The organism is Avibacterium sp. 20-132 (assembly GCF_023611925.1).
Taxonomy (GTDB): Bacteria; Pseudomonadota; Gammaproteobacteria; order Enterobacterales; family Pasteurellaceae; genus Avibacterium.
In genome coordinates, this window is record NZ_CP091456.1 from 1,590,483 (window position 1) to 1,617,184 (window position 26,702).

At 38.1% G+C, this 26,702-nt stretch carries 18 protein-coding genes, 3 pseudogenes and 1 CRISPR repeat array (1 of these 22 only partly in view); of the genes and pseudogenes, 8 read left to right on the plus strand and 13 right to left on the minus strand.

Annotated elements, in window-relative coordinates; all coding sequences use genetic code 11:
* Positions 1-88: 88 nt before the first annotated feature.
* Positions 89-680 (plus strand): annotated as a pseudogene (locus L4F93_RS12430) (Tn7 transposase TnsA N-terminal domain-containing protein); the annotation flags it as partial.
* Between the two features lie 183 nt (positions 681-863).
* Here L4F93_RS12430 and L4F93_RS12455 read toward each other — a convergent pair.
* The 13 genes and pseudogenes from L4F93_RS12455 to tnpA all read right to left on the minus strand — a co-directional run bounded on the left by L4F93_RS12455 (position 864) and on the right by tnpA (position 17,809).
* Positions 864-1,034, minus strand: a complete 171-nt coding sequence (locus tag L4F93_RS12455) for a hemagglutinin repeat-containing protein (protein ID WP_442778835.1) — start codon at positions 1,032-1,034, stop codon at positions 864-866.
* Positions 1,024-1,425, minus strand: a complete 402-nt coding sequence (locus tag L4F93_RS07595) for a hypothetical protein (RefSeq protein ID WP_250349723.1) — start codon at positions 1,423-1,425, stop codon at positions 1,024-1,026. Before L4F93_RS07595 ends, L4F93_RS12455 begins: the two co-directional genes overlap by 11 nt.
* A 69-nt stretch (positions 1,426-1,494) precedes the next feature.
* A pseudogene (locus L4F93_RS07600) lies at positions 1,495-1,692 on the minus strand (hemagglutinin repeat-containing protein); the annotation flags it as partial.
* Between the two features lie 108 nt (positions 1,693-1,800).
* The gene (locus L4F93_RS07605) at positions 1,801-2,055 is read right to left on the minus strand and encodes a hypothetical protein (protein WP_250349724.1); all 255 of its coding nucleotides are present in this window, start codon (positions 2,053-2,055) and stop codon (positions 1,801-1,803) included.
* Positions 2,055-3,680: a hypothetical protein gene (locus tag L4F93_RS07610; RefSeq protein WP_250349725.1), complete on the minus strand. Its 1,626-nt coding sequence runs from the start codon at positions 3,678-3,680 to the stop codon at positions 2,055-2,057. Before L4F93_RS07610 ends, L4F93_RS07605 begins: the two co-directional genes overlap by 1 nt.
* 440 nt (positions 3,681-4,120) lie before the next feature.
* On the minus strand, positions 4,121-5,812 hold the full coding sequence (locus L4F93_RS07615) for a hypothetical protein (protein WP_250349726.1): 1,692 nt from the start codon (positions 5,810-5,812) through the stop codon (positions 4,121-4,123).
* 308 nt (positions 5,813-6,120) lie between these two features.
* The gene (locus L4F93_RS07620; RefSeq protein WP_250349727.1) at positions 6,121-6,306 is read right to left on the minus strand and encodes a hypothetical protein; all 186 of its coding nucleotides are present in this window, start codon (positions 6,304-6,306) and stop codon (positions 6,121-6,123) included.
* Between the two features lie 147 nt (positions 6,307-6,453).
* A complete protein-coding gene (locus L4F93_RS07625) occupies positions 6,454-6,675 on the minus strand; it encodes a hypothetical protein (RefSeq protein ID WP_250349728.1) in 222 nt (73 codons plus the stop codon).
* A gap of 314 nt (positions 6,676-6,989) precedes the next feature.
* A complete protein-coding gene (locus L4F93_RS07630; protein WP_250349729.1) occupies positions 6,990-7,496 on the minus strand; it encodes a hypothetical protein in 507 nt (168 codons plus the stop codon).
* Positions 7,497-7,584: 88 nt separating this feature from the next.
* Positions 7,585-7,935, minus strand: a complete 351-nt coding sequence (locus L4F93_RS07635; protein WP_250349730.1) for a hypothetical protein — start codon at positions 7,933-7,935, stop codon at positions 7,585-7,587.
* A gap of 1 nt (position 7,936) precedes the next feature.
* Complete coding sequence (locus tag L4F93_RS07640; RefSeq protein ID WP_250349731.1) at positions 7,937-14,875, minus strand: two-partner secretion domain-containing protein; 6,939 nt, start codon at positions 14,873-14,875, stop codon at positions 7,937-7,939.
* 33 nt (positions 14,876-14,908) lie between these two features.
* Positions 14,909-16,654, minus strand: coding sequence for a ShlB/FhaC/HecB family hemolysin secretion/activation protein (locus L4F93_RS07645; RefSeq protein ID WP_250349732.1), 1,746 nt, complete (start codon positions 16,652-16,654; stop codon positions 14,909-14,911).
* Between the two features lie 700 nt (positions 16,655-17,354).
* Positions 17,355-17,809, minus strand: a pseudogene (tnpA, locus tag L4F93_RS07650) (IS200/IS605 family transposase).
* 340 nt (positions 17,810-18,149) lie between these two features.
* On the opposite strand from tnpA, the gene cas3 reads away from it, so the two are divergent.
* Genes cas3 through cas2 form a run of 7 tightly spaced genes read left to right on the plus strand, consistent with a single transcriptional unit; the run spans position 18,150 to position 25,742 of the window.
* On the plus strand, positions 18,150-20,369 hold the full coding sequence (gene cas3, locus L4F93_RS07655; RefSeq protein WP_250349733.1) for a CRISPR-associated helicase Cas3': 2,220 nt from the start codon (positions 18,150-18,152) through the stop codon (positions 20,367-20,369).
* 38 nt (positions 20,370-20,407) lie between these two features.
* On the plus strand, positions 20,408-21,085 hold the full coding sequence (cas5c, locus tag L4F93_RS07660) for a type I-C CRISPR-associated protein Cas5c (RefSeq protein WP_250349734.1): 678 nt from the start codon (positions 20,408-20,410) through the stop codon (positions 21,083-21,085).
* Positions 21,082-22,884 carry a type I-C CRISPR-associated protein Cas8c/Csd1 gene (gene cas8c, locus L4F93_RS07665; protein ID WP_250349735.1) on the plus strand — a complete coding sequence of 601 codons (1,803 nt, stop codon included), beginning with the start codon at positions 21,082-21,084 and terminating at the stop codon, positions 22,882-22,884. Before cas5c ends, cas8c begins: the two co-directional genes overlap by 4 nt.
* A gap of 3 nt (positions 22,885-22,887) precedes the next feature.
* On the plus strand, positions 22,888-23,751 hold the full coding sequence (gene cas7c / locus L4F93_RS07670; protein WP_250349736.1) for a type I-C CRISPR-associated protein Cas7/Csd2: 864 nt from the start codon (positions 22,888-22,890) through the stop codon (positions 23,749-23,751).
* A gap of 3 nt (positions 23,752-23,754) precedes the next feature.
* Positions 23,755-24,366, plus strand: coding sequence for a CRISPR-associated protein Cas4 (cas4, locus tag L4F93_RS07675; RefSeq protein WP_115249800.1), 612 nt, complete (start codon positions 23,755-23,757; stop codon positions 24,364-24,366).
* A 59-nt stretch (positions 24,367-24,425) separates the two neighbouring features.
* Positions 24,426-25,439, plus strand: a complete 1,014-nt coding sequence (gene cas1c, locus L4F93_RS07680; protein WP_115249799.1) for a type I-C CRISPR-associated endonuclease Cas1c — start codon at positions 24,426-24,428, stop codon at positions 25,437-25,439.
* Between the two features lie 9 nt (positions 25,440-25,448).
* Positions 25,449-25,742, plus strand: coding sequence for a CRISPR-associated endonuclease Cas2 (gene cas2 / locus L4F93_RS07685; protein WP_250349737.1), 294 nt, complete (start codon positions 25,449-25,451; stop codon positions 25,740-25,742).
* A 189-nt stretch (positions 25,743-25,931) separates the two neighbouring features.
* Positions 25,932-26,702: direct repeats of the CRISPR family, unit length 32 nt; unit sequence CAGCCATCTCACAGATGGCTGTGAATTGAAAC (it continues 2,512 nt past the right edge of the window).

Sequence of the window (26,702 nt, forward strand, 5' to 3'; positions counted from 1 at the left end):
TACCCTTATAAGATACTATTTAATGGCATAAAAACTACAAATAGCCATCAAAACATACTAAAAGATACAAATAAAGGTCAATTTATTTATGAAAACAGAACCCACTTTCCAACAGGTTCGTAAGATCAAACCAACACACCTTAGCATATCAGGTTTACTCCCTTTTAAAGATGGAGTAGGAATACCTTACGAATCTACGCTTGAGCGTGATTTCTTATTCTATTTTATTTATATGCCTGCGGTAGAAGAAATTATTTCTCAACCTGCTAGCATTTTGTTTGTGAAAATGGTATGACTTATCCTTACACACCTGACTTCTTCATTCGTTTCAATGATGGGCGACCATCACTTTTGATTGAAGTAAAACCGAAATCAAAATGGCAAGAACATTGGCATGACTGGAAAGAAAAATGGAAAGCGGCAATGGCATTCAGCAAAAAGAACGAGTGTATTTTTCACGTTTACGATGAAGATAGAATTCGTCACCTTGAGTTATTTAACATTAATGCAGTGCAACGTTATAAGCGATTGCAATGCGATTCTGAAGATATTGAAGCAATACTTACTCAAGTTAAGTTACCGGCAGTACCACGATAGATTTTCTGCTCTCTCGCCTTTTTACAGGTTCACTTTATCGAATCAAAGGATTACAGATTATCTATCACTTATTGGCAACCAAGTAACTGACTTGCAATTGGTTTGAACCATTATCTGAATTTACCGAAGTTTGGGGTATTCAAATGACTAAAGGGTTTATTCATCCTCGCTATCACGGTCGATTAGAACGTGGTCATATCATTTTGCAAAAAGGCAACGTTTATGTAAATCGTGAAGATGGCGAACAATATGAGTTGATTGAGTATTTAGATGAAGATGCGCAAGTAATGACCCGAAATCTTCATACTCGCCAAAGTAATCCCAAAGGCAAAGCCATCAGAGCCATAACTGACCGCTACACTTGCATTAAACCCACTGGATTTATTTTTGCTACGTTCTTGGTGGGTTTGTTTGGCGGCAAGTAAATTAATTTCTATATTTCAGATTTTCTATACAAGTTTTAGTATTATCTCCATCTTGAGCTAAACACCATTTTAAAGGAGGTCTAAAACGATAGCCTAAATCATAAAAACATTGCCTATTTAATCTACTAATTTTACTCATAAGATTATTATACTCTTCATATTCATCATTATAATTATTTATCATATCTATTGGATTTTCTTTAAATTTATTTTCTAAATAAGAAAATCTTTTCGATTCATTTTTATCTAAGGCAATTTCTTTTGATTTGTTATAACAAACATAAGCTTCTTGATAAGAAATTTTTACGCTGTTTTTAATCCAATAAGTAGATGGTGGAGGAGAACCATTTGCCAAGTAACATCCAGATAGTATTAAAATTGATAGTAAATTAATTTTTTTCATTATTTACTTCCTATATGCTTACTTTCATTAAATTCTATAATGTTTGTTTTAGGACCAATTTCCCCCCAAATTTTTATCACCAATATGACTCGTTCGCCATGTGGTTTCATCGCCATTGCCGTAACCTTTGCCGTAGTTACCGCCTGCGGTAATCCCAAAGGCAAAGCCATCTGAGCCATAACTCACCGCTACACCTGCATTAAACCCACTGGATTTATTTTTGCTACGTTCTTGGTGGGGTTGTTTGGCGGCAAGTAAATTAATTTCTATATTTCAGATTTTCTATACAAGTTTTAGTATTATCTCCATCTTGAGCTAAACACCATTTTAAAGGTGGTCTAAACCGATAGCCAATATCGTATAGGCATTGATCAACTAAAGCATTTTTTTTCTATAAAGCTCCATAAACTCACCATCTTCTCTTTTATCAGAAGTTGAATTATAAAATTTATTTTCCAAATAGAAATAATGATTTCCCATTTGTGTTTTTGAAAAATCATCACAACTTTTAAAATATTTATATGGTATTTTTTCTCCATCTTTAACCCAGTAATTGAGTGGGTCAGGAGACCCGTTAGCTAAATAGCATCCGGATAATAACAAAGAAAACAAAAAGATAGTTTTTTTCATTACTTTTTATCCTCTTCATTATTAAGAAAAATTTCCCCATTAAAATTTATACGTTTTATTTGGGGCCCTACTTTCTCCCAAATATTTTTCTGATAATTTATTATTTCTTCAGATTTTTGGGGAGAAATAAATTTTATTGACTCCTTATCCCGGTAATATGCCTTAGTATGATGCCCCGTTAACATACCCCAAAGTGGAATCCCTGTACTATTATTTGCTGTAGTATTTGTATTCCCTATCCCAATACTTAGACTCCCTGGCACAAATGGTAAATTAATTCCCGTGGCAACAATATCTCTCGGTGCAGAAGCATATTCCACACTTCCATCTCTGAATAAACCTGCTGCCGTTTCAGTATAGCCTTTATCATATAAACCACCTGATAGAGTAGCACCTAAAGTATTATTCGTTATTGGATAAGAGGTTCCTACGACATACGCATTTAATGTTGTATTTTTGAAAGACATTCCTTCATGCTTCGCCCAATTCATGGCATTTTTTGTACTTGAAGCGCCTAAACTATGATTGACAGAAAATAAATCTACTTGATTCGTTGGGTTCTGACGATTATATTCCTCTAATAATCCCCAAATTTTAACTTGGTCTCGACTTGCATTTGATGCACCAAAAATACTTGGCATATCCAATCCTCCTCTTACTCGTTCAAATACAGTATAAACTAATTCTGCTGGAAATGAAGAATAGGGTTTTCTCACAATTAAAGCATCATTATTTAAATATTCCTTTCCGCCATATTGAATTGCACCTATTGTTCTATCCTCATCAGACATGTTCATTATACCGTGAACATAAAGACGAGCTAATAACTCTGCTTCCTCTTTAGTTTCTGGTACAGTGAGCTGATTAACATTCACTTCGGATATATTAATGCATTCAATGTTTTGGCAATTCTCTTCTTTTTTATGTTTTATATAGATATTTTGCTCATTTTTCTCTATTCGATAGTAGATTTCATCACCTTGATTATTTACATTATTGACAAACTCTGTTGCTGTATTTAAATCTCGCTCTAAATCTGAGCGAATAGTTTCAACATCGGCTTTTTCAACACCTTGATGAAGGTTGATTCTAGGAAGGTTTTGTAAACTTTCTTCAATGGTTTTTCCTGTTAGTTTTTGTTGCGCATCACGATTGCGAATGGTGAGATTAGTGGTATTGATTGAACTGGTTGTTATACCCGTTTCACTTCCTTTATCTTTCACTTGACCTAACAGTGCAGAGGTAATGCCTTTGGTGATTCCCCAATTTCCTTGGCTTCCAACACCTGCGATACCGCTATATTCCACTTTCGCAGAACCATCTTGAGCATTTTGCCCAATTTGTCGAAGTTTCATCCCACCAATTTCTTTTGGTGAATCACCACCACTAATGGTTACACCACCGCTTAAACCAAAACCTTTTGCTGAATAATTGCTATAGTTTTGAATATCAGAATAGGAGAGTGTGCCTGTTTCAAAACGGTTTTTACCCTCTGTTTCCGCTTGTGCGGTAGAGGTAATTAATCCCCCAGTTAAATCCGTGTGCTTACGCACATCAATTTGATAACCTTCATCGCCCGCAAAAATCCCTGATTGCTCTTGCACACTGGCATAATCGGCGTTCATTTTTGAACGGTTGAAGCTGGCTGAGTCAGAGAAGCCATAACCAACAGTGACTTGACCGCTTACATTCATTTATTGTAGATATCAAATTTTGTTGATACTTTTCCAGTTATTTTAGTCACATTATTTATAGCTGCGTAAATATTCAGTAAATAAACTGATGTGCCAAGATTATCAATTGTAATCTTATTTTTTATCCTCATTATTCTTTATTATTTTTCTTTGCTAACCCCAAAAAAGACCATAATTTGCCAAGAATTAGATATGCAAAAGTCAAAAATATAGCTTTTGGGATTGCTCTATAAAATATATTTACATCAAAAAAATGAATTATTAAATAAATAATCAATTATCTTCAAAAGAAAATAAATAATAATTAATGAAGTATAAAAGTAGACGTAAAATAAAAAATGGTTTTATATAGCTCTTTATGAAGTTAAACATTATTTTTTGTCCTTGTTTTCTTTATATAAATCAGTATTCTCTATAACTCCACCAAGTAGTGAACTTCCTAGTAGGATAGGGAGTTTTGCTTTTCCCCCAGCATTCCCTATGCTTACGGCTTTATAAGCTACTATTGTTCCAGCATCTTTTTTTAATATGTCAGAAACTATTTCTTGATCTGTTTTACTACTATCATTTGCGGATACAATGCCTTGATACATTGTTCCTAAAGATAATTGTGTACTCAAACTTTTTCCAGCTAAAGCTCTCGAATATATATAATTCATTGCGGTTCCTTCAGGCGTAGCATTACCATTGTAAATATCAAACCCTGTGGATACTGTCCCGCCTACAATAGCTTCTGTGGCATTTGGATGTGCAGCTGCCCATTTACTGACTGAATTTAATGTACTTCTTGCACCATTAATACCCTTTGTCAATATTTCACTATTTTTTAGCCCAGAAGCAGAATGAGAGATCACATTACTCCCCGTTCTCAACGCATTCCCGCCATGCCACATTAATGGTAAGCCATAAACCGCTTCTGCTGTCTCAGGAGAGATTCCTGTCATCTGGCTTAATAATTTCGAACCATAGGTAGAATAGTTTCTCCCTGTTAATAGACTGTTTACTCCAGCATTTGCTTGGTCAACACCATATGATGTACCGATTGCGCCTAATGCCGCAGCACCTCCACAAGCTAGCCCTGAACTGCCTGCACAAGCTGTAATTGCTGAGGCAGTTGAACTAGCACTAATTAACGCACCACCAGTTGCTTGCAAAGCTCCGCCAATTCGTGTACTCACACCATAGGTTTCATTAGTTTTTGAAGTTTTATCAAGCAATTTATCACTCATACCGTAAGTAAATAACGAATGGGGTACAGACATTGTTTCATCTGACGGTGGTAAACCAACTACCATTTCTTTGAGAACTTTTTGCTGTTTTAATAAGGCTCTTTCTTCCGCATAAGCCTCACTACTACCGAGTTTTTCTAAATTTTTGGCTTGTTCTTCATAGATTGGATTTTCTTCTGATAACTGAGCAGAACAATGAACTAAGGCACAAGCCGCAATCGTTAAACGTTGCTCTTTTTCTTTATCACCTTGTGATAATTCCTTAATTCGTTTCATTTCATCTGGATGCAGCTGTCTGTTATTCCAATCCGTATTCGCTGCTGCACTCATCGCACCCACATTGCCATTACCCACAGCCGCTCCAATGGCTAAGCCAGCTGTGGCGTTTACCACCAGTTTGCCAGCTTTGCCAAATTTCTCTTCCGCTTTTTCACCCAGATTTTCAATAACTGGTGCAGCAAGAGAGGTGGTGCCAGCCGCAGCGGCACCAGTTACATTCCCCGTTAATAACCCACCTGCGGCAGCGTGTAATGCCGCTCTGCCTGCACCGCCTTCTTTCCAAAGGTTGTAGCGGGTTTGGTTTTCGTTAAGATAATCGGTTAATTGGGTGAGTTCACCTTGTAGTTTCGCACGTTCTTCAGGATTGGTGCTGTTAGATAACGCCTTTTCAACCTGCGATTTGCGGGCAGATAAAACTTCATAATTTTGTACCGCACCTAATTGTTCTGAAGCCCAAGCAATACCTTGTGCGGCGACTGGGGCAAAGTTTTTGCTTATATTAAATTTCTTACAAATTACAAACCCCTTTATCCCATTTAGGATTTTGATAACCACATTGTGCTGGAGAAAGATGAATATATCCTTTACCCAGCATACAATAATAAAATTCTTTTCGTTTCTTGAGAGGAACACTTCTTTGATCATAATCCCAATATTTACCACCACAAGAAATTACATCTTTCCAACGTTGATTACTATCAGTTCTTCCTAAACTATACGGTTTCTGATAACGAGATATGGATGGAAATACTTCCCCTTTTTCTATATAGCAGTTAACCATCTGAGGGGAATAAATACATCCATCATAATAAAAGCAATTTGATAATACACTACTGCATATAATAAGAAATAGAACTCTCACTTTATTGCCCTCCAATTTTCATTAATGTTTCAACAAAATCGGATGACATCAAATCTGCCATGGCAAATGGTGCAGAAATAGGGAGAGCAGCTACAGTTGTAATATTTGATAAAACTTCTTGTCCCTTTGTTTTCTGTGATGTATTTCCCAACTCATTGTACCAGCCCCAAATTTGACCTCCCAACATATCGTGTGTACCCGCAAAAGACTCAACAGATAAATCTGAAATACTGCCAGGTTTATATTCAAAAAGAGGTTCTCCATTAAAATACCATCCCCTTCAATTGCTTGAAAACCACCTGTTTCACCATATAATTCTTTTGCTTTTATTAGTTTAAAATGGATTTTTATCATATAAATAATTCTCTTGGTTATTTATTGGTTTAACTAATTTTGGTTTGGAAGGATTATCATATTTCGAGTTTGGTTCTCCCCAAGTTTTTATAAAGATCTCCCTTTTTTCTATCTCCGTTTGTCCATTTGGAAATTCCGCAAAATAACTACTATGTGAATAACAAATCCAGTAATTTCCTCCTGTTACATCATTACTTCCCACTAAGCCTAATCCCCATTTATTTCTTACAAAATATGCTTTATATATGGAGAAATATGTTGTAGAAATGTTAATTGTAATAATTTAAATATTTAGAGCTGTGTTCAAATTTATAATTGGTGTTTTTAATGCATTTGCTGAAAATATAACTATCTACTTTATCTGTATATTTATCTTTCAAATATATTTTAGCCTTCTCTCTTTGAGAGATAAGACATAAGTCAATTCTTTTAGAATACCCTTCATCAATATGATTACAATTCCAATCAAAAAGACGACAAGGATAACATCCTATCAATAAGAAAGATAAGATGACATTAATAAGCATTTTTTTCATATAACTCTCTATTTTTTATTTTGTTTGAAGGAACTAATTTAGGCTGAGACATATTGTTTATTCCATTATATTCTCCCCAAATATTTTCATACTCTACTCGTTTTTCATTTTTATTTTTAGTTGCGATTAAATATTTACTAGGCACTTCCGCAAAATAACTACTATGTGAATAATAAATCCAGCAATTTCCACCTGTAACTTCATTACTTCCCACTAAGCCTAGTAGTAATTTATTTCCTACAAAATCTGCTTTATGTACGGCAGAATAGGCACCGCTTTGATAAGTTTTGCCATCTTTAGTTGTATAGCTATATCCATTGCGTTTTAGCTGATTTGCATAGGCTTCAACATTGGTTGCTGTGCCATAAAAGCGAGATTTTCGGATTGGGATATTCGTTTCACCTTTCCAAATATTCATATCTCGCAAAGAGATACTTGCTGTTAAACTACCTCGACCATGGTTATTGGTATCAACTTGATAACCCAATTGTTGTGCTTGTCTATACAAGTCTTGATTGAGCTTTTGGGAATTGCTTAAGGCAATACACCTCACAGATATTTGTCATTCATTTTATCTAAAAATTACATTTTCCAGTACTCCACTTAGGTTCTTGATAACCACAATCTTTGGGTTCTATATAAATATAGCCTTTTACTGCTAAACATTTCCGAAACTCTTTATATCCTGAAGAAAAATCAAATAATGTATCATCAGATCCACAAGCTCTAATATCTTTTGAGCGTTGCTTAGGATCTGTATGCCCTATACTATTCTTCTTTTGATATCCAGCAATAATGGGATAAGGCGTTTTCTTTTCTCCGCAATGATGATAAGCAACAGTCTGAATTAATGGAACCCAACAACGACCATTATATATACACCCAGATAAACAAAAGAAGCTAAGTAACAGCAATATTTTTTTCATCTTAATTTCCACCCAATTTAAATAAAAGTTCTACAAAGTCAGATGACATTAAATCTGCCATTGCGAAAGGAGCTGAAACTGGAATAGCAATAGACGTAGTAATTTGAGAAGTTTTTTCTTGAAAGCTATTTTTAGATAAAGTATTACCTTGCTCGTTATACCAGCCCCAAATTTGACCTCCTAACATGTCATGTGTACCAGAGAAAGACTCTACTAATTTATCTGAGAAACTTCCTATTTTATATGGAATAGTTATATTAAATGGTAAATACCATCCCCCTTCAATTGCTTGAAAACCACCTGTAGGGCCATATAAATTTTTAATATTTTCGTTTTGATTTATATCAGGATTAATTGCATCTTGTAGAGTATAACCATTAATACCATAAAATATTCTAGACCCATCATTTTGGGGTTGGCAGGTTCCTACTGTACTATTACAAATTGCGTCCAAATCAACCCTAACCCCACCTAACTTCACGCCATCAAAATACCCGCTATCATAAGAAACATTGCTGATTTTCTTACCCGTTTTAGCGTCAATAATGCCTTTAAATTTTCGTGAGTTGGCTAAGGTCTCTTCTCGCATTTTTGTTGCTGCTAATTGCAAGGTGCCTTGCGTTATGGCTATCTCAGGTGTGCCTGAAACTATACCTACAACTGTTTCAAGTAATCGCTTTTGGTATTGGAGTTTATAAATCTCATTATAAAGTGCGGTCTTTTCTTCTTCTGTTTTTGCCTCTTTAACTTGTTTTCTTAACTCAGCTTGCTTTGGAAGAACATAAGCATCTATGGTTGAAAAGGCATTTTGTCTAAATTCCTTTGTTACTTTTACTTGAATGTTTAGCTCTTTGAGCATTTTTTCTTTATCAAAATGATTGGCTAATTTGCCTGAATGTTGTTCAGCATTCTCTGTAGTAATCTCTGTTTTGATTTCTTTCAACGTTTCCGCTGTAGATTTTCCTGTCAGTGATTGCTGTGCTTTTTCATCACGGAAATGAATATTCACTGTATTAATGCCACTTTTTGTTACGCTGGATTGAGTTTCTTTATCATAACCAAAACCAGCAGAGAGATTACCTGTGAGGGAATCTAATCCTTCTGCTAATTTGACTTTATTCTCTTTCCCTGAACTATCTCGGCTTGCAGTGGTTTGATTACCCTGACTGTCAATATATAACTTCTCGCCTTGTTCATTGACGGCTTGTTTATTGCTTTGTGCTTGACCATATTCACCTAACGGCGTATCAAAATTCATCGCGACCGAGCCGCTCACGCCAAAAGCACTTCCTTTCGAATCTGCATGGTTTTGAATATCAGAATAGGAGAGTGTCCCCGTTTCAAAACGGTTTTTACCCTCTGCTTCCCCCTGTGCGGTGGAAGTGATTAAACCACCTTTCAAATCCGTATGATTCCGTACATCAATTTGATAACCCTCATCACCAGCAAATAACCCTGATTGTTCTTGCACACTGGCATAATCGGCTTTCATTTTAGATTGGTTGAAACTAGCGGAACCAGAGAAACCATAACCAACAGTTACTTGACCACTCATATTCATCTGTTTGCCCGTATAACGCATCGTATCTTGCAGGCTTTCAATGTTAAGATTTTCAACCTTTGCAGTAATGCCTTTGCCTTGTACTTGAGCGCCACGAAGGGTAGTGTCCCCACCGCTTTGAATGAGCGTTTGGCTATTTTTATCGCCAATATGACTCGTTCGCCACGTTGTTTCATCGCCATTGCCGTAGCCTTTGCCATAATTACCGCCTGCGGTAATCCCAAAGGCAAAGCCATCTGAGCCATAACTGACCGCTACACCTGCATTAAACCCACTGGATTTATTTTTGCTGCGTTCTTGGTGGGTTTGTTTGGCTGCGAGAAAATTCACTTCATCTTCAGCAAGGAAGGAGGTACCTTGTTTGCCCGATACATCAGAACCTACAATGTTAATGTCTGATTCTTTGCCTGCCCCGGTGGCTTGGATAGTCACTTTTCCGCCCGCATTAATCTCACTGCCCGTTGTACTGTTGCCTTGGGTATCGGTGGTTTGCACATTTTTTTGCTCGCCATAGGTAATAGATACGCTGGCATTCATCGCCCCTTGAGCCAGATTGCCATTCGCCATTTCGCTTAAGGTTTGCCCCGCCTTCATTAAGCCTTGCCCTGCTCGATAGGCACTCCAAGCGGTATTAGCCGTTGCCATCGCATTCACTCGGCTATGTTTGCTTTCACCTATTTGTTTAGCTTGTTCCGCTACAGCAATGGCATTTTGCACTGCTTGCACCACAGGAATATTTACCGCAATGGTGAAGCCTTTTTGTTCCATGGTATGTTTATAATGGCTGTCATATTTGTCATCGGTTGCCAAAATATCGACTTTTTTCGAACCGATATTCACATCACCCTCAAGGGAAGAGACCGTACTACCTTGTTGACGATAATGTTCTTGGGCGAGTAGAGTCGTGTTTCCTTTTAGGCTTCCCACTTGACTGCCTGTGGCATAATATTTCATTTGGTCATTTTCTGTGGTGTCTTTTTTGCTTCCTACGGTAAAACCAAATCCCCCCGAACCCATTAAGCCTGATTTCGTGGTTTTCTCAAAATCTTGTTCAAAGACACGATTTTCCGCTTCTTTGATGGTAATGTCCTTAGCTTGAGCATCTAGCTGATTTTCTGCCACAATATTTGAGCCTTGAACGGTCAGGTTAGCATTGCTTTGTAATATCACATTCTTACCATCTATGCTTGAGCCTTGAGCTAAATCGTAATTATGATCGTGTTTGGTGATGTGAGTAATGGATTGTAAGGTTCCACGATGTTTTACTTTGGCAGCAGAAGAAAGTTGCTCTTTATTGCGTCCTTCTTCAATGCGAATATCGCCGTTTGAGGAAAGATTAACATCACCTTTTTCGCTATGGATTTCTCCTTGGTGAACGACAGTGCCCTGTTCACTTGCAAGGGTGATATTGCCTCCTCCATTCAGTTGAGAGCCTACTTCTTGTTGTTGATTTAGACGATAGTAATTATCCGCATCCGCATTGTAATCCGTTTTATTTTTTGTAGTGATGGTGCCAATATCAATCTGTTTGGCTTGAACAAGCATTTCACCTGCACTATTGAGTACAGCACCTTTAGTGGTAACGCCTTGCGGGCTGTAAATAAACAATTTGCCAGTTTTATCTTTGACATTAATGCTGGCGAGATTATCTAAATTAGTGCGCTCAAATTCATTACCAAACCTATCTTGATAGGCTCGACTACTTGTTGTACTTGCGATTTCAACCCCTGTTTTGCCAACTAATGTAGCACGACTTAATGCTTCAATTTTATCGCCCAGGTTGACTAATTTTTGTTCTGTAAATAAATTAACGGAATCCCCCAAAACAAGCCCTTGGTTATTGATATTTTTGGCTGAAAGTGCAGTCAGATTTCGCCCGGCAATGGTTCCCGTGTTGGTAATATCACCATTGAGGCTTCCTACAATTTCTCTTGCTGAAATTAACGCCCCTTGTGAACTCACATTAAGGTTACGGGAAACAAGGTAAACTTGTGGCGTGAGAACAGTCAGCTTTTTGCCACTTGGTAGGGTGATTTCTTTATTCACAAACCATACCATATCTGAGGTTAGCTCTGCCATTTGATCCGCCGTTAATCCTACACCGGGGATAAGATTAAATTTTTTGGCATAATAAATACCGCTATCCATTAAGGCTTTGTATTGTTCATAATCCGTTTGGTGATTGTCTAAAAAGCGTCGTCCAGTAAGTTGATTAATTTGTTCGTTTACCAAGCGTTGTTCATAATAACCATCACCTAATCGTTTCTGTACATTTTCGTGATCGTAACGCAATACGTTAAACATATAATCAGAGCTGAGCCATTGTTTACGGTCAGTAAAACGAGGATCGGTTTCCACTAAATAGCCATTAGGGGCATCAGGGTTGATTTGATATAGACTTTGTTCTGGTAAATGAATGGTGATGCCATTAATTTGGTTTGGTGCAATCGCATCTGCTTGATCTGAAATTTGTGTATTGGTGCTGACAATTGGCTGACCAATGGTATTTTCTACTTTATTGAAAGAGAAGTGAATGGTTGGGTGAATGTCATTAAAATTTCCTTCACCATCACCATCAACTGCCCAACGCTTTTTACCTTTCCAGCCATATCTACGGTAATGTTTGGCAAAGCTATTCCATAGCCCTTTATCATTAACATCAATCGTGCCTTTAATATCAATGTTTTTAAGTATCATTCCATCATCTGAATGTAAATCATCATTTTGATTGTTATTAGCAAAGGTGCTATCACCCAATAATAATCGACTGCCGATAGATAAGGTTGAGGCATTATTTTCAAGCTCATTGCCTGATAAATGAAGCTTACCCCCAATCAAAATTTTTGCGGGATCACGTTCTTCAATAATGGTAGTAATGGTATGTCGATTATAGTTCCAATGTATCCAACCATTAGCCCCAATGGTTGTACCATTATTCAGCCTTAAATATGAATTTTTATCGCTCCTACTATTATTTCTTAAATCAAATCGTCCGTGATAGCCATCTTTATCCATCAAAACATAGCGTCGAGACGCATTTTTGGGGGCATATTCAACTCGCCGTTCATCCGTATGATTTTCCCCTAATTTTAAATGTAAATCGTGATTTTGCAGGCGTGCGGTATGTATGTAAGCATCACCTAAGGCTTCAATGGTTGCACTGCCATTATCAATTAATGTCGCTTTGCCGATAGCCTGATGCTGCTCATTAAGTTGACTACCAATGCCCATTTCGCCCGCACTAAAAATTAACGCATGATCACGATTGATAAGTGAGCCAACTGCCAAATCTAAACGTGTCCGTGCCGCAATGGTTGGGGAAATGTTGTTTTCCTTGTCATTGGTGAGCTGCTGTGTCTCAATAACTAAATGATTGCCATAAATCCGTCCAGATCCTAAATTAGAAAGTGCGGTGCTTTTTAGCAAAGTTTTTTCACCATCAATTAATCCTCGATTAATGATTTCATTACTGAGAATTTGGGTGTTTTTACCAGATAGCTCACTATCCTTGTTATTATTGATATTATGCGCCTGTATGCGTAGTTTCTCTCCTACACGAAGCACTGCGTTATTTATAAAATTGCCCAGCGTTTGAAAATCTAAATCACCACTCACTTTAAACGCATTATTAAGCGTTAAATCTTGTTTGAGATGAATACGCGCATTGCGGTCACTTTCAATATCCCCTTCAGATTCTAATGTATTGGCATCAATCGCTAAATTACTTCTGCTTGCGATTTTACCTTGTTGATTATTGATATTATGCTTATCGCCTTGAATTTGTAACTCACCAAGAGAGAGGATTTCGCCTTGCTGATTATCTAGACGCTCAGTAAGGTTTAGCTGAATATTTTGTAATCCATACATCGCCCCATTTTGGTTTTCAAGCCTATTGGCATCAAGCTCAAATATACCTGCAATAATGCCTTGTTCAACATTTTTATCTATATCCGCTTTTGTATTTTGATTGCTAAGCTGTTTAGTTTTAATACTCAATGTATTATTGGTTTGGATAAGCGATCCTTTATCATTTATCTTGGTATTATTAACGGATTCTGTCGCAATGATTTGAGCCGATTTCGCTTGAATTATGCCACCTTGATTATTGACTGTCTTACTTTGGCTTGTAAGATGTGCCTCAGTAAGTAATTTACCATGGTTGGTTATATCGGTTTGCGCTTGTAGCTGAATATTGGATTTGGCATAAATTGTTCCTTGATTCTTAATATGTTTTGCCTTTAGCTGTTGGTTATGTTCAGCGTGTAATACGCCACTATTTTCAATTCCGTCCTGCACATCAGCGTTAATTTGTTGTTTGGCGTTAATATCCCCCTTGTTAATGAGTTTGCCATTAATATCAATTTGTACATTATCTGCACTCGCCCCAATATGCCCTGCATTACGCACGCCTAGCCCTTGTTCTGTGCCGACAAGATGAATTTTTCCTGCATACATACCGCCAAGTTCACTCACATCTAAGGCAAAGTGCGGTGTATTTTCACTGAGATTTTGGCTATCTATGCGGATAATTTGTAATTCACCGTCAGCATTGGCAAGTTCTGCTTGTTTGATGGTGTTTTTTCCTGTTACCACATTGAGCTTTTTGCCTGCCCAAATGCCCGCATTGATTTCTGCTTCTCGAGCAAGGATATCTGTATAATCTACACGGCTGTTATCTAAGCCCCGACCGCTGACTTTCATTTTGCCTTTTTCGACCTGAAAACCTGTTACACGTCCCTCTTCAATTATCGGTTTGCCGGTGGTCATTGTGGAACGGGTGGCGTTAATCGTACCACAACCATCGCAGTGTAGCCCATTTGGGTTGGCGATAATTACTTCTGCTTTTTTCCCTGCCACTTCAAGATAACCCTTCAGTTCGCTTGGATTTGTGGAGGTGATTTCATTGAGAATCACTTTGGCTTCACCACGAGCAAGGTAGGGGTTGCCTTGTATTAATCCAGCTTGTTGAGTTTGTGTGGCCTTGTGGCTGTTATTAAGAATCGCCCCTTTTTTATCTACGTTAAAATCTTGGTATTTATTATGGGAAAGCCCTTTGCTATTTGGAGTTTGAATATTGACTTGTGGCAATCCATTCGCAGTTTGCAACACAATGGGTTGTTGATTTTTAGGGGCATTAGGATCGGCTTTGATGATAAGTGTATCAGCCAAGGCATAAGAGGAAATAGCAACAAAACCAAAAGCACAGAATAAATGGAATGTCAGTGGTTTTAATGTGGCAAAAATCGGCAAAAAACGTACCGCACTTTGTTTTTGAGGCATTTCACTTTTTGCTTTACCTTCGGTTTTCGCTAGTTCTGAAACCACGATAAGACGTTGCAGCGTTTTGCTAAAAATGACTCGGAAGTGATGTTTATTCATAAGAAAATCCTCGTTTAAGCCTAATACACTAAATTAAAAGGTTAAGCCAATATTAAAGCCTGTTACGCTATGCGATGTTTTAAAGCCACTTGGTTTGCTTAATGGACGTCCAATAAAAACATCATAATAAAAGTGCGTCCAACCTCCGCGTAGTCCGAGGGCCGTCCCCATTAAATGATGACCAAGACGCATTTCTTCATCACGCTCCATCACTCGGCCGCCATCAAGCGCTAGATATAGCCAATGCCCTTTATTTGCCACATTCCAACTTAGTTCATTACGCCATAGCCAACCGCGTTCTCCTGATAAGGTAAGCTCACCATCAAATCCATGTACCGTATAGCGTCCCCCAATACTGAATCTATCTTGTTGAATAAGCGGGGTTTTATTCCATTGAGCAGACCAGTTTGTATTAAATGCTAGGAGTTGCTTTTCGATATAGAAAGGATAATCAATGTCCACTGAGGCGGTAATAATTTTAGGGCGAGAAGTACCGTTTCCCCAATATTCTTCTGGGGCTGCCATTGCGTGGCGTACACCTGTTCCCCATTTAAATCCTGCAGACAGTTTCAGTGTTGCCGCTTTAATATATTCAATATGGCTAAGATTGATTTGCCAACCAGCCATTCGACGACGTTGAACCCCAATTTCAGCCCCATCAATGTAGTTTTTCGAGTGGCGAGACCAAAAGCCACCAGAAAGAGTGGTTTTACGCACGGCATCACGATAAAGCCGATAGGCAAGATTCAAATTAGTTGTTTCGCTACGCCCCGCATAGAGGTAAGTATTATCAAACGCCCCAAAAACATCTTGATGGTAATCCGTTTTATAAAGTGAGGCAGAGAGCATCCAATAACCAAAAGGAACAGAATAATAGAAGCCATAGTTTCTTGTTGCTCGGCGACCGGGATCATCACTATGATGTTTTAAGCTATGTGTGAAGGTGGTATAAAATAAATCATTAGCAGAAAAAAGATTATCCCACGAAAAGGTAGCAGAGCCTTGCCATTTCCCCGTGGATTTTGAACCAGAATCATCTAAATTGAGGCTCAATCGGAATGGAAACTGCTGTTGATAGGTGATTTTAATATCGCTTTCACCAATTTGAGCGTTATTATCGGTGGGAAGAATTTCGATATTTGCATCAGCCGTTGGCACACGCTTGAGATTTTCTAATGATTGCTCAATATCGCGGAGATTAATTAAATCTCCCTGCTTAAATGCCAATGCGGTCTTCGCTGTCAGTTTACTAAACCAAGGAATTCTGCTTGCATCCGCAATAATGGTATGGCGAACTTGCCCAGGAATAACGGTTAAAGAAAATATGCCTTGCGTTAAATCTTGTTCGCTTGCCACCACTCTGGTTGTGATATAGCCTCGCTCAATCAGATTATTTTGCACTTGCTTCATCAAAATCCCTAATCCTTGAGCCCCGAAGCAATGCGGTAATTTGAGATTTAATTGGGCAATGGTTTGATTTAATGCCCATTGAAATTGGCTCGGTTTTACGATGTTATCGGAAAAGTAATCGACTAGAGAAAGATGTTGAATAGGATAACAAGGGGATTCATTAAATGGAAGTGCGGTAGGTTTTTCTGAAGAAATTGACATTCTCACATCAGGATTAGGGCGAAGGCGTTTGCTTTGTTGTTGGATTTGCTCCTTTTGGCGTTGTTGCTGTTGGGCATCAATATGATTTAATTCTGGAGAAAGTCGTTCTACCGCAGATAATAATGATGAGAAACTACAAAACCAAATCAATATCGCTGTTTTTTTCATAGCTAGCCCTGCAAAAGTGAAGAAACCGTAAAAATCAAGAATAAATTATATTTTAATTTTAAATAGTTTAAAAGTGAATAAAAAGTGAAGTGGGTAGCGTTGCTCAAGTCAGAGACTATATAGTTGGTTATTCGAGAATGGCTATTTTCCACAGTAATCTTTTTTTTTCAATATATTGTAGCAAGCGTCCAAGGACGACATTTAATGGATAACAATACTATTTTTTCATCTTGGAGCTTGGGAGAGTTTCATATTGCGGAATATCTCTGTTTCAGTTACATATCTATTTTGCATTTTATTACTAGGCTATTTCATTTTAATGCTTAATTCATTGATACGACGATTTAAATCGAAATTATAGATATGGTAAATTCAGCTTTATTATAAAAAGTTAGAATCCAGCTTTTACAAACTTTATAAGTTGTGTAGGATAGGAGCGTCTATTAAACAATAGATCGGGTGGTAGTATTGGCCGAATATTCCACGTAAAGAAAAAGAACTATTTTAGGTTAATGGGCTATACAAGAGATTTTAAACCCCTCGCAAGCTCGCCCTCAGGTGTCATAAAATTATAGATAAATCAATAACAATCCGCACGTGAAACGTGCGGTTTTGAGGTTACCCTATAAGGGCCTTTACTTCACACATCCCTCAAGGGATGTGTGAAAAGACCGACAACCGTGTTTAGAGATTACTTTGGTTACCCCTTAAAGGGGTCCACATATTCTTTCGTACTTAAATTATCTTGTAGCATATCTTCTTTTTCTTGGTTACGTATATATTTTCCTCTACCACCTTGGCATTTAAACCCACCGTACTTACATAATAGCCTTTTGCCCAAAAGTGTCTATTACCATATTTATATTTTAGCTTTGCATGCTTTTCAAAAATCATCAATGATGATTTTCCTTTCAAATATCCCATAAAACTTGAAACTACTAATTTCGGTGGTATTTTTACAAGCATATGGATATGATCTTTCATTGCATGAGCTTCTACAATTTCTACGCCTTTATAGTCTAAAATACTCCCTATATCTGCTCTTAGCTTACCGAAAATAGCTTTCCGTCTGTATTTAGGTATAAATACTAGGTGATACTTACAGTTCCACCTTGTATGTGATAAACTTAAATCGTCATTCGCTTTATTTGTCATGACATATCCTCCTATATGTTGAATTTTGGTTATCAGCTTCGTTCATTATATAGTGAGGATTTTTCTTTTCATCGCTTAAGCTCTTTAACACCATACGCATAGCGTATGGTTTTTATAGCCAGCCTTTGGCTGGCTATAATAAGATAGCCGCCGGTGGCGGCTTTTTTTATGTCTATTATTTGCCTTTCAATTGCATCATTTTATGTTAGTTTTATCCTAAACTTAGGTATTTTCTAAAACAATGTGAAATGTATCACATAATTTAGTTTTACTGATTGGAAGATAAGGATTTTTTTATATACTACTGTCTAATGATTAACCTTTTACAGCAGTAGAGCTTATGGTTTTTTTCGCACATTCAACAGAAGATCCGACAGAGAAAGATTGGCAGTTGTTAAGTGATCATTTGATCAATGTTGCGAAAATGGCAGCTGATTTTGCGCAATATTTTGGCGCTCAAGAGATTGCATATCATATGGGATTGCTACACGATTTTGGTAAGTATAGTGAGCCATATCAAGCGCGTTTGCGTGGTGGGCCGCGGGTTGATCATTCAACTGCAGGGGCAAAATTAGCCATAGAAAAATACCCTCAACTCGGTTGGCTGATGGCATTTTGTATTGCAGGGCATCACGCTGGGTTAGCGAATGGTTCGCGAGAAGGGGAGCTAACAACCTTAGCTCAGCGCTTAGAAAATATCATTCCTGCTTTAGATAAAGCTTGGCAAGATGAAATTCCGTTAGCCGATAAACTTTCTTTTCCTGCTATCACACCATCAAAAACAGAGCAATTTTTCTCTTTGTCTTTTTTTACCCGAATGCTTTATTCTTGTTTGGTCGATGCGGATTTTTTAGAAACAGAAGCTTTTTATGCCAAAGGGCAAAATGTTTCCGTTGAGCGGGGTAATTATCCGGATCTTATTACCTTACAGCATCATTTCAATCAATTTATTCAGTCAAAATTTAGACAATCTTCAGCTAATCAGAAAGCTTCTTCGCTGAATCAACTGCGTAGTCAGATTTTTGATTATGCGGTACAGCAAGCCGTACTACCACCTGGACTTTTTACTTTAACCGTGCCAACTGGTGGTGGAAAGACTTTTACCTCAATGGCATTTGCTCTTGAGCACGCTAAGATTCACCAACTTCGCCGTATTATTTATGTGATTCCTTTTACGAGTATTATTGAGCAAAATGCTGCACAATTTCGCCAAGCATTTGGCGAGCTTGGTGAGAAAGCGGTGTTAGAGCATCATAGTACCTTTGATGATGGAAAATTGGCGGATAAAAATAGCAAAGATAAATTGCGCTTAGCTTCTGAAAATTGGGATATGCCTGTTGTGGTAACCACAGCGGTGCAATTTTTTGAATCTTTATTTGCAAATCGTTCATCTCGTTGCCGTAAGTTACATAATATTACGGGAAGTGTGATTATTTTAGATGAAGCACAAATGTTACCGCTCAATTTATTACGTCCGATTATGGCAGCCATTGATGAACTTGCGCGTAATTATCGCTGTTCGGTGGTAATGTGTACCGCGACTCAACCTGCGATTCATCAGCAACACGGTTTCTATAAAGGATTTGAGTATTTACGCGAAATTGCGCCAAATCCTGAACAATTATTTGAACGATTGGCACGTACCACTGTACAGCATATTGGTGAGCAAAAAGATGAGTCTGTACTCAATTATTTAACTGAAAATCCACAAATTCTGATTATTGTCAATAATCGCAAGCACACGCAGCATTTGTATCATTTAGCGAAATCCTTGGAGGGATGTTTTCATCTTTCCACCTTGATGTGTGCTAAACACCGTACGCAAATACTTGATGAGATTCGTCATTGCTTGAAAGAAGGCAAATCTTGTCGGGTGATTTCAACATCCTTAATAGAGGCGGGTGTGGATGTCGATTTCCCGCTGGTAATGCGTGCGGAAGCAGGCTTAGATTCTGTTGCTCAAGCCGCAGGACGTTGTAATCGTGAGGGAAAACGGGCGCAGAGCGAAAGTTTAGTCTTTATTTTTAAGCCAGAAGAGCAGTGGAAGCCACCAGCGGAGTTAAACGTACTTTCGGCCTGTATGCGTTCAGTTGTACGCTCGCATCAATCCGATTTACTGGCACCAGATGCTATTTTAAATTATTTCAAGCAGGTTTATGCTTCAAAGGGGAGTGAACTAGATAAAGCAGGCATTTTAGCAGATTGCCATAATGCAAGGCTAAATTTCCCTTTTGAAACCATGGCGAAAAAATTTCAAATGATTCAAAGCCATCTTGTGCCTTTGATTATTCCTTTTAATGAAGAGGCCGAAAAACTTATCGATAGCCTGCAAAATGCCGAACAAATTGGGGGAATTTTACGCAAGTTGCAACCCTATACGATCCAAATTTCTGAGAAAATTTTGACCGCACTTTATCAGCGAGGCGTGGTTGATTTAATCAATAGAGAACGTTTTGGTGAACAGTTTTATTATCTGATTAATCAGGATTTATATAGCGAAGATTCTGGATTAAATTGGGATACGCCAGAATTTATTGCTGCGGAAAATTGTGCTTGGTAAGTTGTCATAGCATAACCATAGAATAAATGGAGTAGTGAATGAAGAATAAAGTGAGATTACATATTTGGGGCGACTATGCCTGTTTCACCCGCCCAGAAATGAAGGTGGAACGGGTCTCTTATGACGTGATAACCCCTTCAGCTGCGCGGGGGATATTATCAGCGATCCATTGGAAGCCCGCAATAAATTGGGTAATAGATAAGATCTATGTGCTGAAGCCTATCCAGTTTGAATCTATTCGCAGAAATGAATTAGGGAGTAAGCTGCCAGCCACTAAAGTAAGTGGGGCAATGAAACGTAAAAGTGTTGAAGGACTTTATACTATTATTGAAGAAGATCGTCAACAACGTGCTGCTACCGTATTAAAAAATGTCGCTTATGTTATTGAAGCCCATATTGTAATGACGGATAAAGCGGGTGAAAGTGATAATTTAACCAAGCATTTAGAAATGTTTAAACGTCGTGCGATGAAAGGGCAATGCTTCCAACAACCTTGTATGGGAGTGAGGGAGTTTCCAGCTGAATTTGCCTTTATTGATGAAGGTGAATCGTTACCTGAATGTTTATTAGATGAAAACGATCGTCAGCGTGATTTAGGCTGGATGTTGCACGATATTGATTTTCAGAATGAAAATACACCGCACTTTTTTAGAGCCAAAATGCAAGATGGCATTATTACGGTGCCACCTTTTATGGCTGAGGAGGTGGTATCGTGATTTTATTATCGCTTGTTCGTTATTATCATCGTTTATCTTCACAAAAGGATCGTGATACAGGTGAACCTAAAGTCCCTTCTTATGGATTCAGTGAAGAAAAAATTGGATATATCTTAGTATTAAATTCAAAGGGAGAGCTGGTTGATGTTATTCCTAATTTTACTGATGACAAAAAGTCAAGGGTGAAGTTAATCAATGTTCCCCAAGCAGTGAAACGAACTTCTGGGATAAAACCGAACTTTTTATGGGATAAAACAGCTTATGTACTTGGGGTGGAAGCAAATCAGGATAAAGATACTGCGAAAGTGCAGCCTGCGTTACTTTCGCGCCATACTTTCGATGCGTTCAAACAATTTCATTTAGAGACATTGGCTGATACTCAAGATAAAGGCTTGCAAGCCTTGGTGAAATTCTTAACAACTTGGGATCCTGAAAAATTTGCAGACTCTCTTTGTCCTATTGAAATACTAGATGCTAACGTTGTATTTAAGTTGGATGGTGAAAATGAATATATTCATCAAACTGTTGAAGCACAAAATTTATGGACAGGTTTATTATCCCAGAATGAAAAGGCAGAAGGAATTTGCTTAATTACGGGTGAAAAAGCACCTATTGCACGTTTGCATCCTTCAATTAAAGGCGTTCAAGGTGGACAAGCTGCGGGCGGTTCAATTATTTCCTTCAATAAAGATGCCTTTACTTCTTTTAATAAGGATCAAGGTGATAATGCACCTGTTTCAGAACAAGCAGCGTTTGCTTATACCACAGCGTTAAATTATTTATTACGCAATAAAAATCATCATTTAATGATCGGCGATACAAGTACCGTTTTTTGGGCAGAAGCAGAAGATGTTGAACAAGCGGAGCTGGCGGAACAATTTTTTGCAGGTTTTTTGACACCGCCTGATGATGAGCAAGAGAATAGCCCTATTTTTGATATGCTAGAAAAAATGAGTAAAGGCAGACCTTTGCAAGAGATTAATCCAGGAATAGCGCCGAGTACCCGTTTTTTCATTTTAGGTTTAGCGCCCAATGCCTCAAGAATTTCTATTCGTTTTTGGTTGGAAACCAGTTTTGGTGAGCTAGCCAATAACTTAGCGATGCATTGGCAGGATCTTGCGCTTAATCCTCGCCCTTGGAAAACGCCACCTTCTATTTGGCGTTTATTATTGCAAACAACGCCATTGGATCGCGTTGGCAAAGGCAAATCTGAGAATATTTCCCCAGTACTCGCAGGGGAGCTGGCTCGAGCTATTTTTACTGATAGTCTCTATCCGATGAATTTATTATCTCAATTACTGATGCGATTTAGAGCGGATGGACAAATAACAGGATTAAGAATTGCAATGGTTAAAGCCGTACTTCAGCGGCGATTTAGAAAAGGTTTGATAAAACAAGGAGTTCCTATGGAATTAGATGAAAATACGGATCATACAGCTTATCTTCTTGGGCGATTGTTTGCGTTGTTAGAACGCGTTCAATACCAAGCGTTGGGTGATCTCAATGCAAATATTGTCGATCGTTATTATGCCTCGGCATCTACTGTGCCGTATTCAGTTTTCCCACGTCTTCTGAAAGGGGCTCAGCATCATTTTTCTCGCTTAAAGAAAGACAAAGTGGGGATGGCGATTAATTTAAGTAAGGAGCTTGCCGCAATTTTAGCAAAATTACCAACCGTTTTCCCGCGTCATTTGAATATTGAGGAACAAGGACGCTTTGCATTAGGCTATTATCAAGAAAAAGAACGTTATTTCAGCAAAAAAGTCAATGCTGATGAAACCGAATCAATCAAGGAGTAAAAAATGACTATCCAGAATCGTTATGAATTTGTATATTTTTTTGATGTTACTAACGGGAATCCAAATGGTGATCCTGATGCAGGAAATTTACCGCGTATGGATCCTGAAACCAGCAAAGGCTTGGTTACAGATGTTTGTTTAAAACGTAAGATCCGTAATTTTATTGAATTATGCTATGAAAATGAGCCAGGCTACGAGATTTATGTGAAAGAAAAAAGCGTGTTGAATTTACAAAATAAACGTGCCTATGAAGCTTTATCCATCAAGCCTGAAGCGAAAAAACTACCGAAAGATGAAGCCAAAGCACGCGAAATTACCGCATGGATGTGCAAAAATTTCTTTGATGTTCGTAGTTTTGGTGCAGTAATGACGACAGAAGTTAATAGCGGTCAAGTTCGTGGCCCAGTGCAATTTGCCTTTGCACAATCAATCGATCCGATTGTTCCAGTGGAACTTTCTATTACGCGTATGGCTGTAACCAATGAGAAAGATCTTGAAAAAGAACGTACTATGGGGCGTAAAGCCATTGTTCCTTACGGACTTTATCGTGTTCACGGCTTTATTTCAGCAAAATTAGCAGAGAAAACGGGCTTTAGTGATGACGATTTACAGAAGTTATGGCAGGCTTTACAGCTAATGTTTGAACACGATCATTCTGCCGCGCGTGGTGAAATGGTGGCGCGCAAACTGGTGGTATTTAAACATCAAGACGCCTTAGGCAATCAACCAGCGCATAAATTATTTGAGCGAGTCACCGTAGAACGTGTGAATGGTGATATGGCAATGCCTGCACAGTCATTTGATGATTACCGTATCTCAGTGAATACTGATGGGTTAACAGGCGTAACGGTTGAAGAATTAATTTAACCAATGTATATCGTTTCCCTTTCGGCATTACAGCATTATGCATTCTGCCCACGCCAATGTGCGTTAATCCATAACGAGCAAGCGTGGGAAGAAAACTTGCTTACGGCACAAGGAAGAACCTTGCACGAGCGTGTCGATTCAGGCGAGCCTGAAAGCCGTAAGGGAATTCGTTTTGAGCGAACCGTACATGTTTGTGCGCAACAGCTTGGATTAACGGGAATTTTGGATCTCGTAGAGCAAGATCTTAGCTCAGGTCAATTAAAGCCTATAGAGTATAAACGTGGCAAACCTAAACTTGAACCTATTGATGAAATTCAACTTTGCGCTCAAGCATTATGTTTAGAAGAAATGACAGGGCAGTCTATTACGGAAGGGGCGATATGGTATTTACAAACGCGACATCGTTTACCTGTTCTGTTTTCAGCTGAATTAAGAAACAGAACATTAGATACCATTGCGAATGTACAAGCATTGTTAGAAAGCGGCATAACGCCTGCACCACAATATGGGAAACACTGTAAGGCTTGTTCCTTAATTGAGCTTTGCCAGCCTGCATTATTGGAAAAAGATAAATCGCAATCTTATATCAAAAGGTTGTTTGATGAGAAAGAATAAAAGCAAAGTGCGGTATAAAAATGATGAGTTTTTTAATCTTAATTAGGTGAATTTTTACGATGAAAAAACTACAAAATACCATTTATATCACGACACAAGGCAGTTATTTGCATAAAGAAAGAGAAACGCTTGTGATTGAACAAGAGCGTAAAAAAGTGGCACAGCTTCCTATTCATTCTATTGGACATATATTCTGTTTTGGTAATGTGTTGGTATCTCCATTTTTAATGGGATTTTGTGGCGAAAATAATGTAAATCTTGCCTTTTTCACTGAAAATGGACGCTATTTAGGGCGCTTACAAGGCCGACAAAGTGGCAATGTATTATTACGCCGAGCGCAATATCGATATTCCGCGGAAAAACCTACCACCATTGCACGTCATATTATCGCAGCTAAAATTCAATCATCTAAGCGCGTGTTGCAACGCCAGTTACGAAACTATGGTGAAAATCAAGAAATTCAACAGGCTATTTATGGTTTAAATGCACGTTTAAGGGAGCTTAAGCAAGCTGACGGGTTGGAGACTATTCGTGGCATTGAGGGCGAAGCTGCATCTCGTTACTTTAGTGTTTTTCATCATTTATTGCGGGATAAGAGCGGTTTTGCTTTTCACGGACGTTCACGCCGTCCACCGCGTGATGAAGTGAATGCGTTGTTATCATTTTTATATAGTATTTTAGGTAAGGAAATTAGCGGTGCTTTGCAAGGTGTGGGGCTAGATCCGCAAATTGGCTTTTTACATGCTGATCGTCCAGGCAGAGATAGTTTAGCACAAGATATATTGGAAGAATTTCGTGCTTGGTGGGTGGATAGAACCGTATTAAGCCTAATTAACCGTGGGCAAATTAAACCAAGTGATTTTGTAAAAGAAAGTAGTGGTGCAGTTAATTTGAAACCTGAAATGCGAAAAAGCCTATTCCAAGCTTGGCAAGCGAAGAAGCAAGAAAAAATACTCCACCCATTTTTGCAGGAAAATGTTGCAATAGGATTATTACCCCATATACAAGCAATGCTACTAGCACGGCATTTACGCGGTGATTTAGCGCAATATCCCCCATTTTTAATGCGTTAGGATAACAATATGTTAATGCTGATTACTTATGATATTTCTCTTGATGATCCACAAGGTCAAGCGCGTTTGCGTCGTATTGCGAAACATTGTCTTGATTATGGTGTTCGCGTTCAATATTCTGTGTTTGAATGTGATATAGCTCCAGATCAATGGGTAGTATTAAAATCCAAACTATTGGATACTTATAACCCTGAAACTGATAGTTTGCGCTTTTACCATTTAGGAAGTAAATGGCGCAGAAAAGTAGAGCATCATGGTGCAAAACCATCAATTGATATTTTCCAAGATACCATAATCTTATAATCGCTAACTTCTTGTTCTCATCAAATCTCTGTTAGGTTAGCGATTCTCTATTGTTCTTTAAAAATTAAATAATTAACGCTGAATTTTATTTGGCAATAACTATGCTATAATCCTCATCCCCATAGGAAAGACTTGTTAGCGAAATACTGAGGTTAATTCATTATTTTTGTTATATTTTTTCCCTATGCTCAGCCATCTCACAGATGGCTGTGAATTGAAACATTAAAACAATTTAAGCGGTAAACGCTATTTATTAGCAGCCATCTCACAGATGGCTGTGAATTGAAACTGCTGATAATCAAATATGGAATAATATTAATAAAGCAGCCATCTCACAGATGGCTGTGAATTGAAACCTTAAACACGGATCCCCCTTTGAGCCTTGGCGAGCAGCCATCTCACAGATGGCTGTGAATTGAAACGGGCGGAATAGGGTTGCTTTGTTGCCATAACCCGACAGCCATCTCACAGATGGCTGTGAATTGAAACTAGAAATGCGATTTAGATCACATATTTTTAAAATCAGCCATCTCACAGATGGCTGTGAATTGAAACATTTATTTTTTTTGTTTTTGCTGGGAGTACATAAGCCCAGCCATCTCACAGATGGCTGTGAATTGAAACTTAATAGTTCAAAAAGAAAGCGAAGAAAAGAAAAACCAGCCATCTCACAGATGGCTGTGAATTGAAACTTTTGTATCTTCTCTTAATATAATATCTTGTAGTATCAGCCATCTCACAGATGGCTGTGAATTGAAACAAGCGCAAGATAAAAAGCTGGTTGGCTATGTGGTGCAGCCATCTCACAGATGGCTGTGAATTGAAACTACGCCGGTAATATTAGTTACAATAATATTTCGGCAGCCATCTCACAGATGGCTGTGAATTGAAACTAATTTATCTTCAAGCGGTTGAATTTCTTCGATCCCAGCCATCTCACAGATGGCTGTGAATTGAAAC

What these genes read in the sequence shown, in the direction of transcription:
- cas7c (WP_250349736.1), top strand. Translation starts at nt 22,888, where the DNA reads ATGACTATCCAGAATCGTTATGAATTTGTATATTTTTTTGATGTTACT.
- L4F93_RS07605 (WP_250349724.1), bottom strand. Translation starts at nt 2,055, where the DNA reads ATGAAAAAAACTATCTTTTTGTTTTCTTTGTTATTATCCGGATGCTAT.
- cas4 (WP_115249800.1), top strand. Translation starts at nt 23,755, where the DNA reads ATGTATATCGTTTCCCTTTCGGCATTACAGCATTATGCATTCTGCCCA.
- cas1c (WP_115249799.1), top strand. Translation starts at nt 24,426, where the DNA reads ATGAAAAAACTACAAAATACCATTTATATCACGACACAAGGCAGTTAT.
- cas3 (WP_250349733.1), top strand. Translation starts at nt 18,150, where the DNA reads ATGGTTTTTTTCGCACATTCAACAGAAGATCCGACAGAGAAAGATTGG.
- L4F93_RS07610 (WP_250349725.1), bottom strand. Translation starts at nt 3,680, where the DNA reads ATGAACGCCGATTATGCCAGTGTGCAAGAGCAATCAGGGATTTTTGCG.
- cas2 (WP_250349737.1), top strand. Translation starts at nt 25,449, where the DNA reads ATGTTAATGCTGATTACTTATGATATTTCTCTTGATGATCCACAAGGT.
- L4F93_RS07635 (WP_250349730.1), bottom strand. Translation starts at nt 7,935, where the DNA reads ATGAAAAAAATATTGCTGTTACTTAGCTTCTTTTGTTTATCTGGGTGT.
- L4F93_RS07640 (WP_250349731.1), bottom strand. Translation starts at nt 14,875, where the DNA reads ATGAATAAACATCACTTCCGAGTCATTTTTAGCAAAACGCTGCAACGT.
- L4F93_RS07645 (WP_250349732.1), bottom strand. Translation starts at nt 16,654, where the DNA reads ATGAAAAAAACAGCGATATTGATTTGGTTTTGTAGTTTCTCATCATTA.
- cas5c (WP_250349734.1), top strand. Translation starts at nt 20,408, where the DNA reads ATGAAGAATAAAGTGAGATTACATATTTGGGGCGACTATGCCTGTTTC.
- L4F93_RS07595 (WP_250349723.1), bottom strand. Translation starts at nt 1,425, where the DNA reads ATGAAAAAAATTAATTTACTATCAATTTTAATACTATCTGGATGTTAC.
- L4F93_RS07620 (WP_250349727.1), bottom strand. Translation starts at nt 6,306, where the DNA reads ATGTTGGGAGGTCAAATTTGGGGCTGGTACAATGAGTTGGGAAATACA.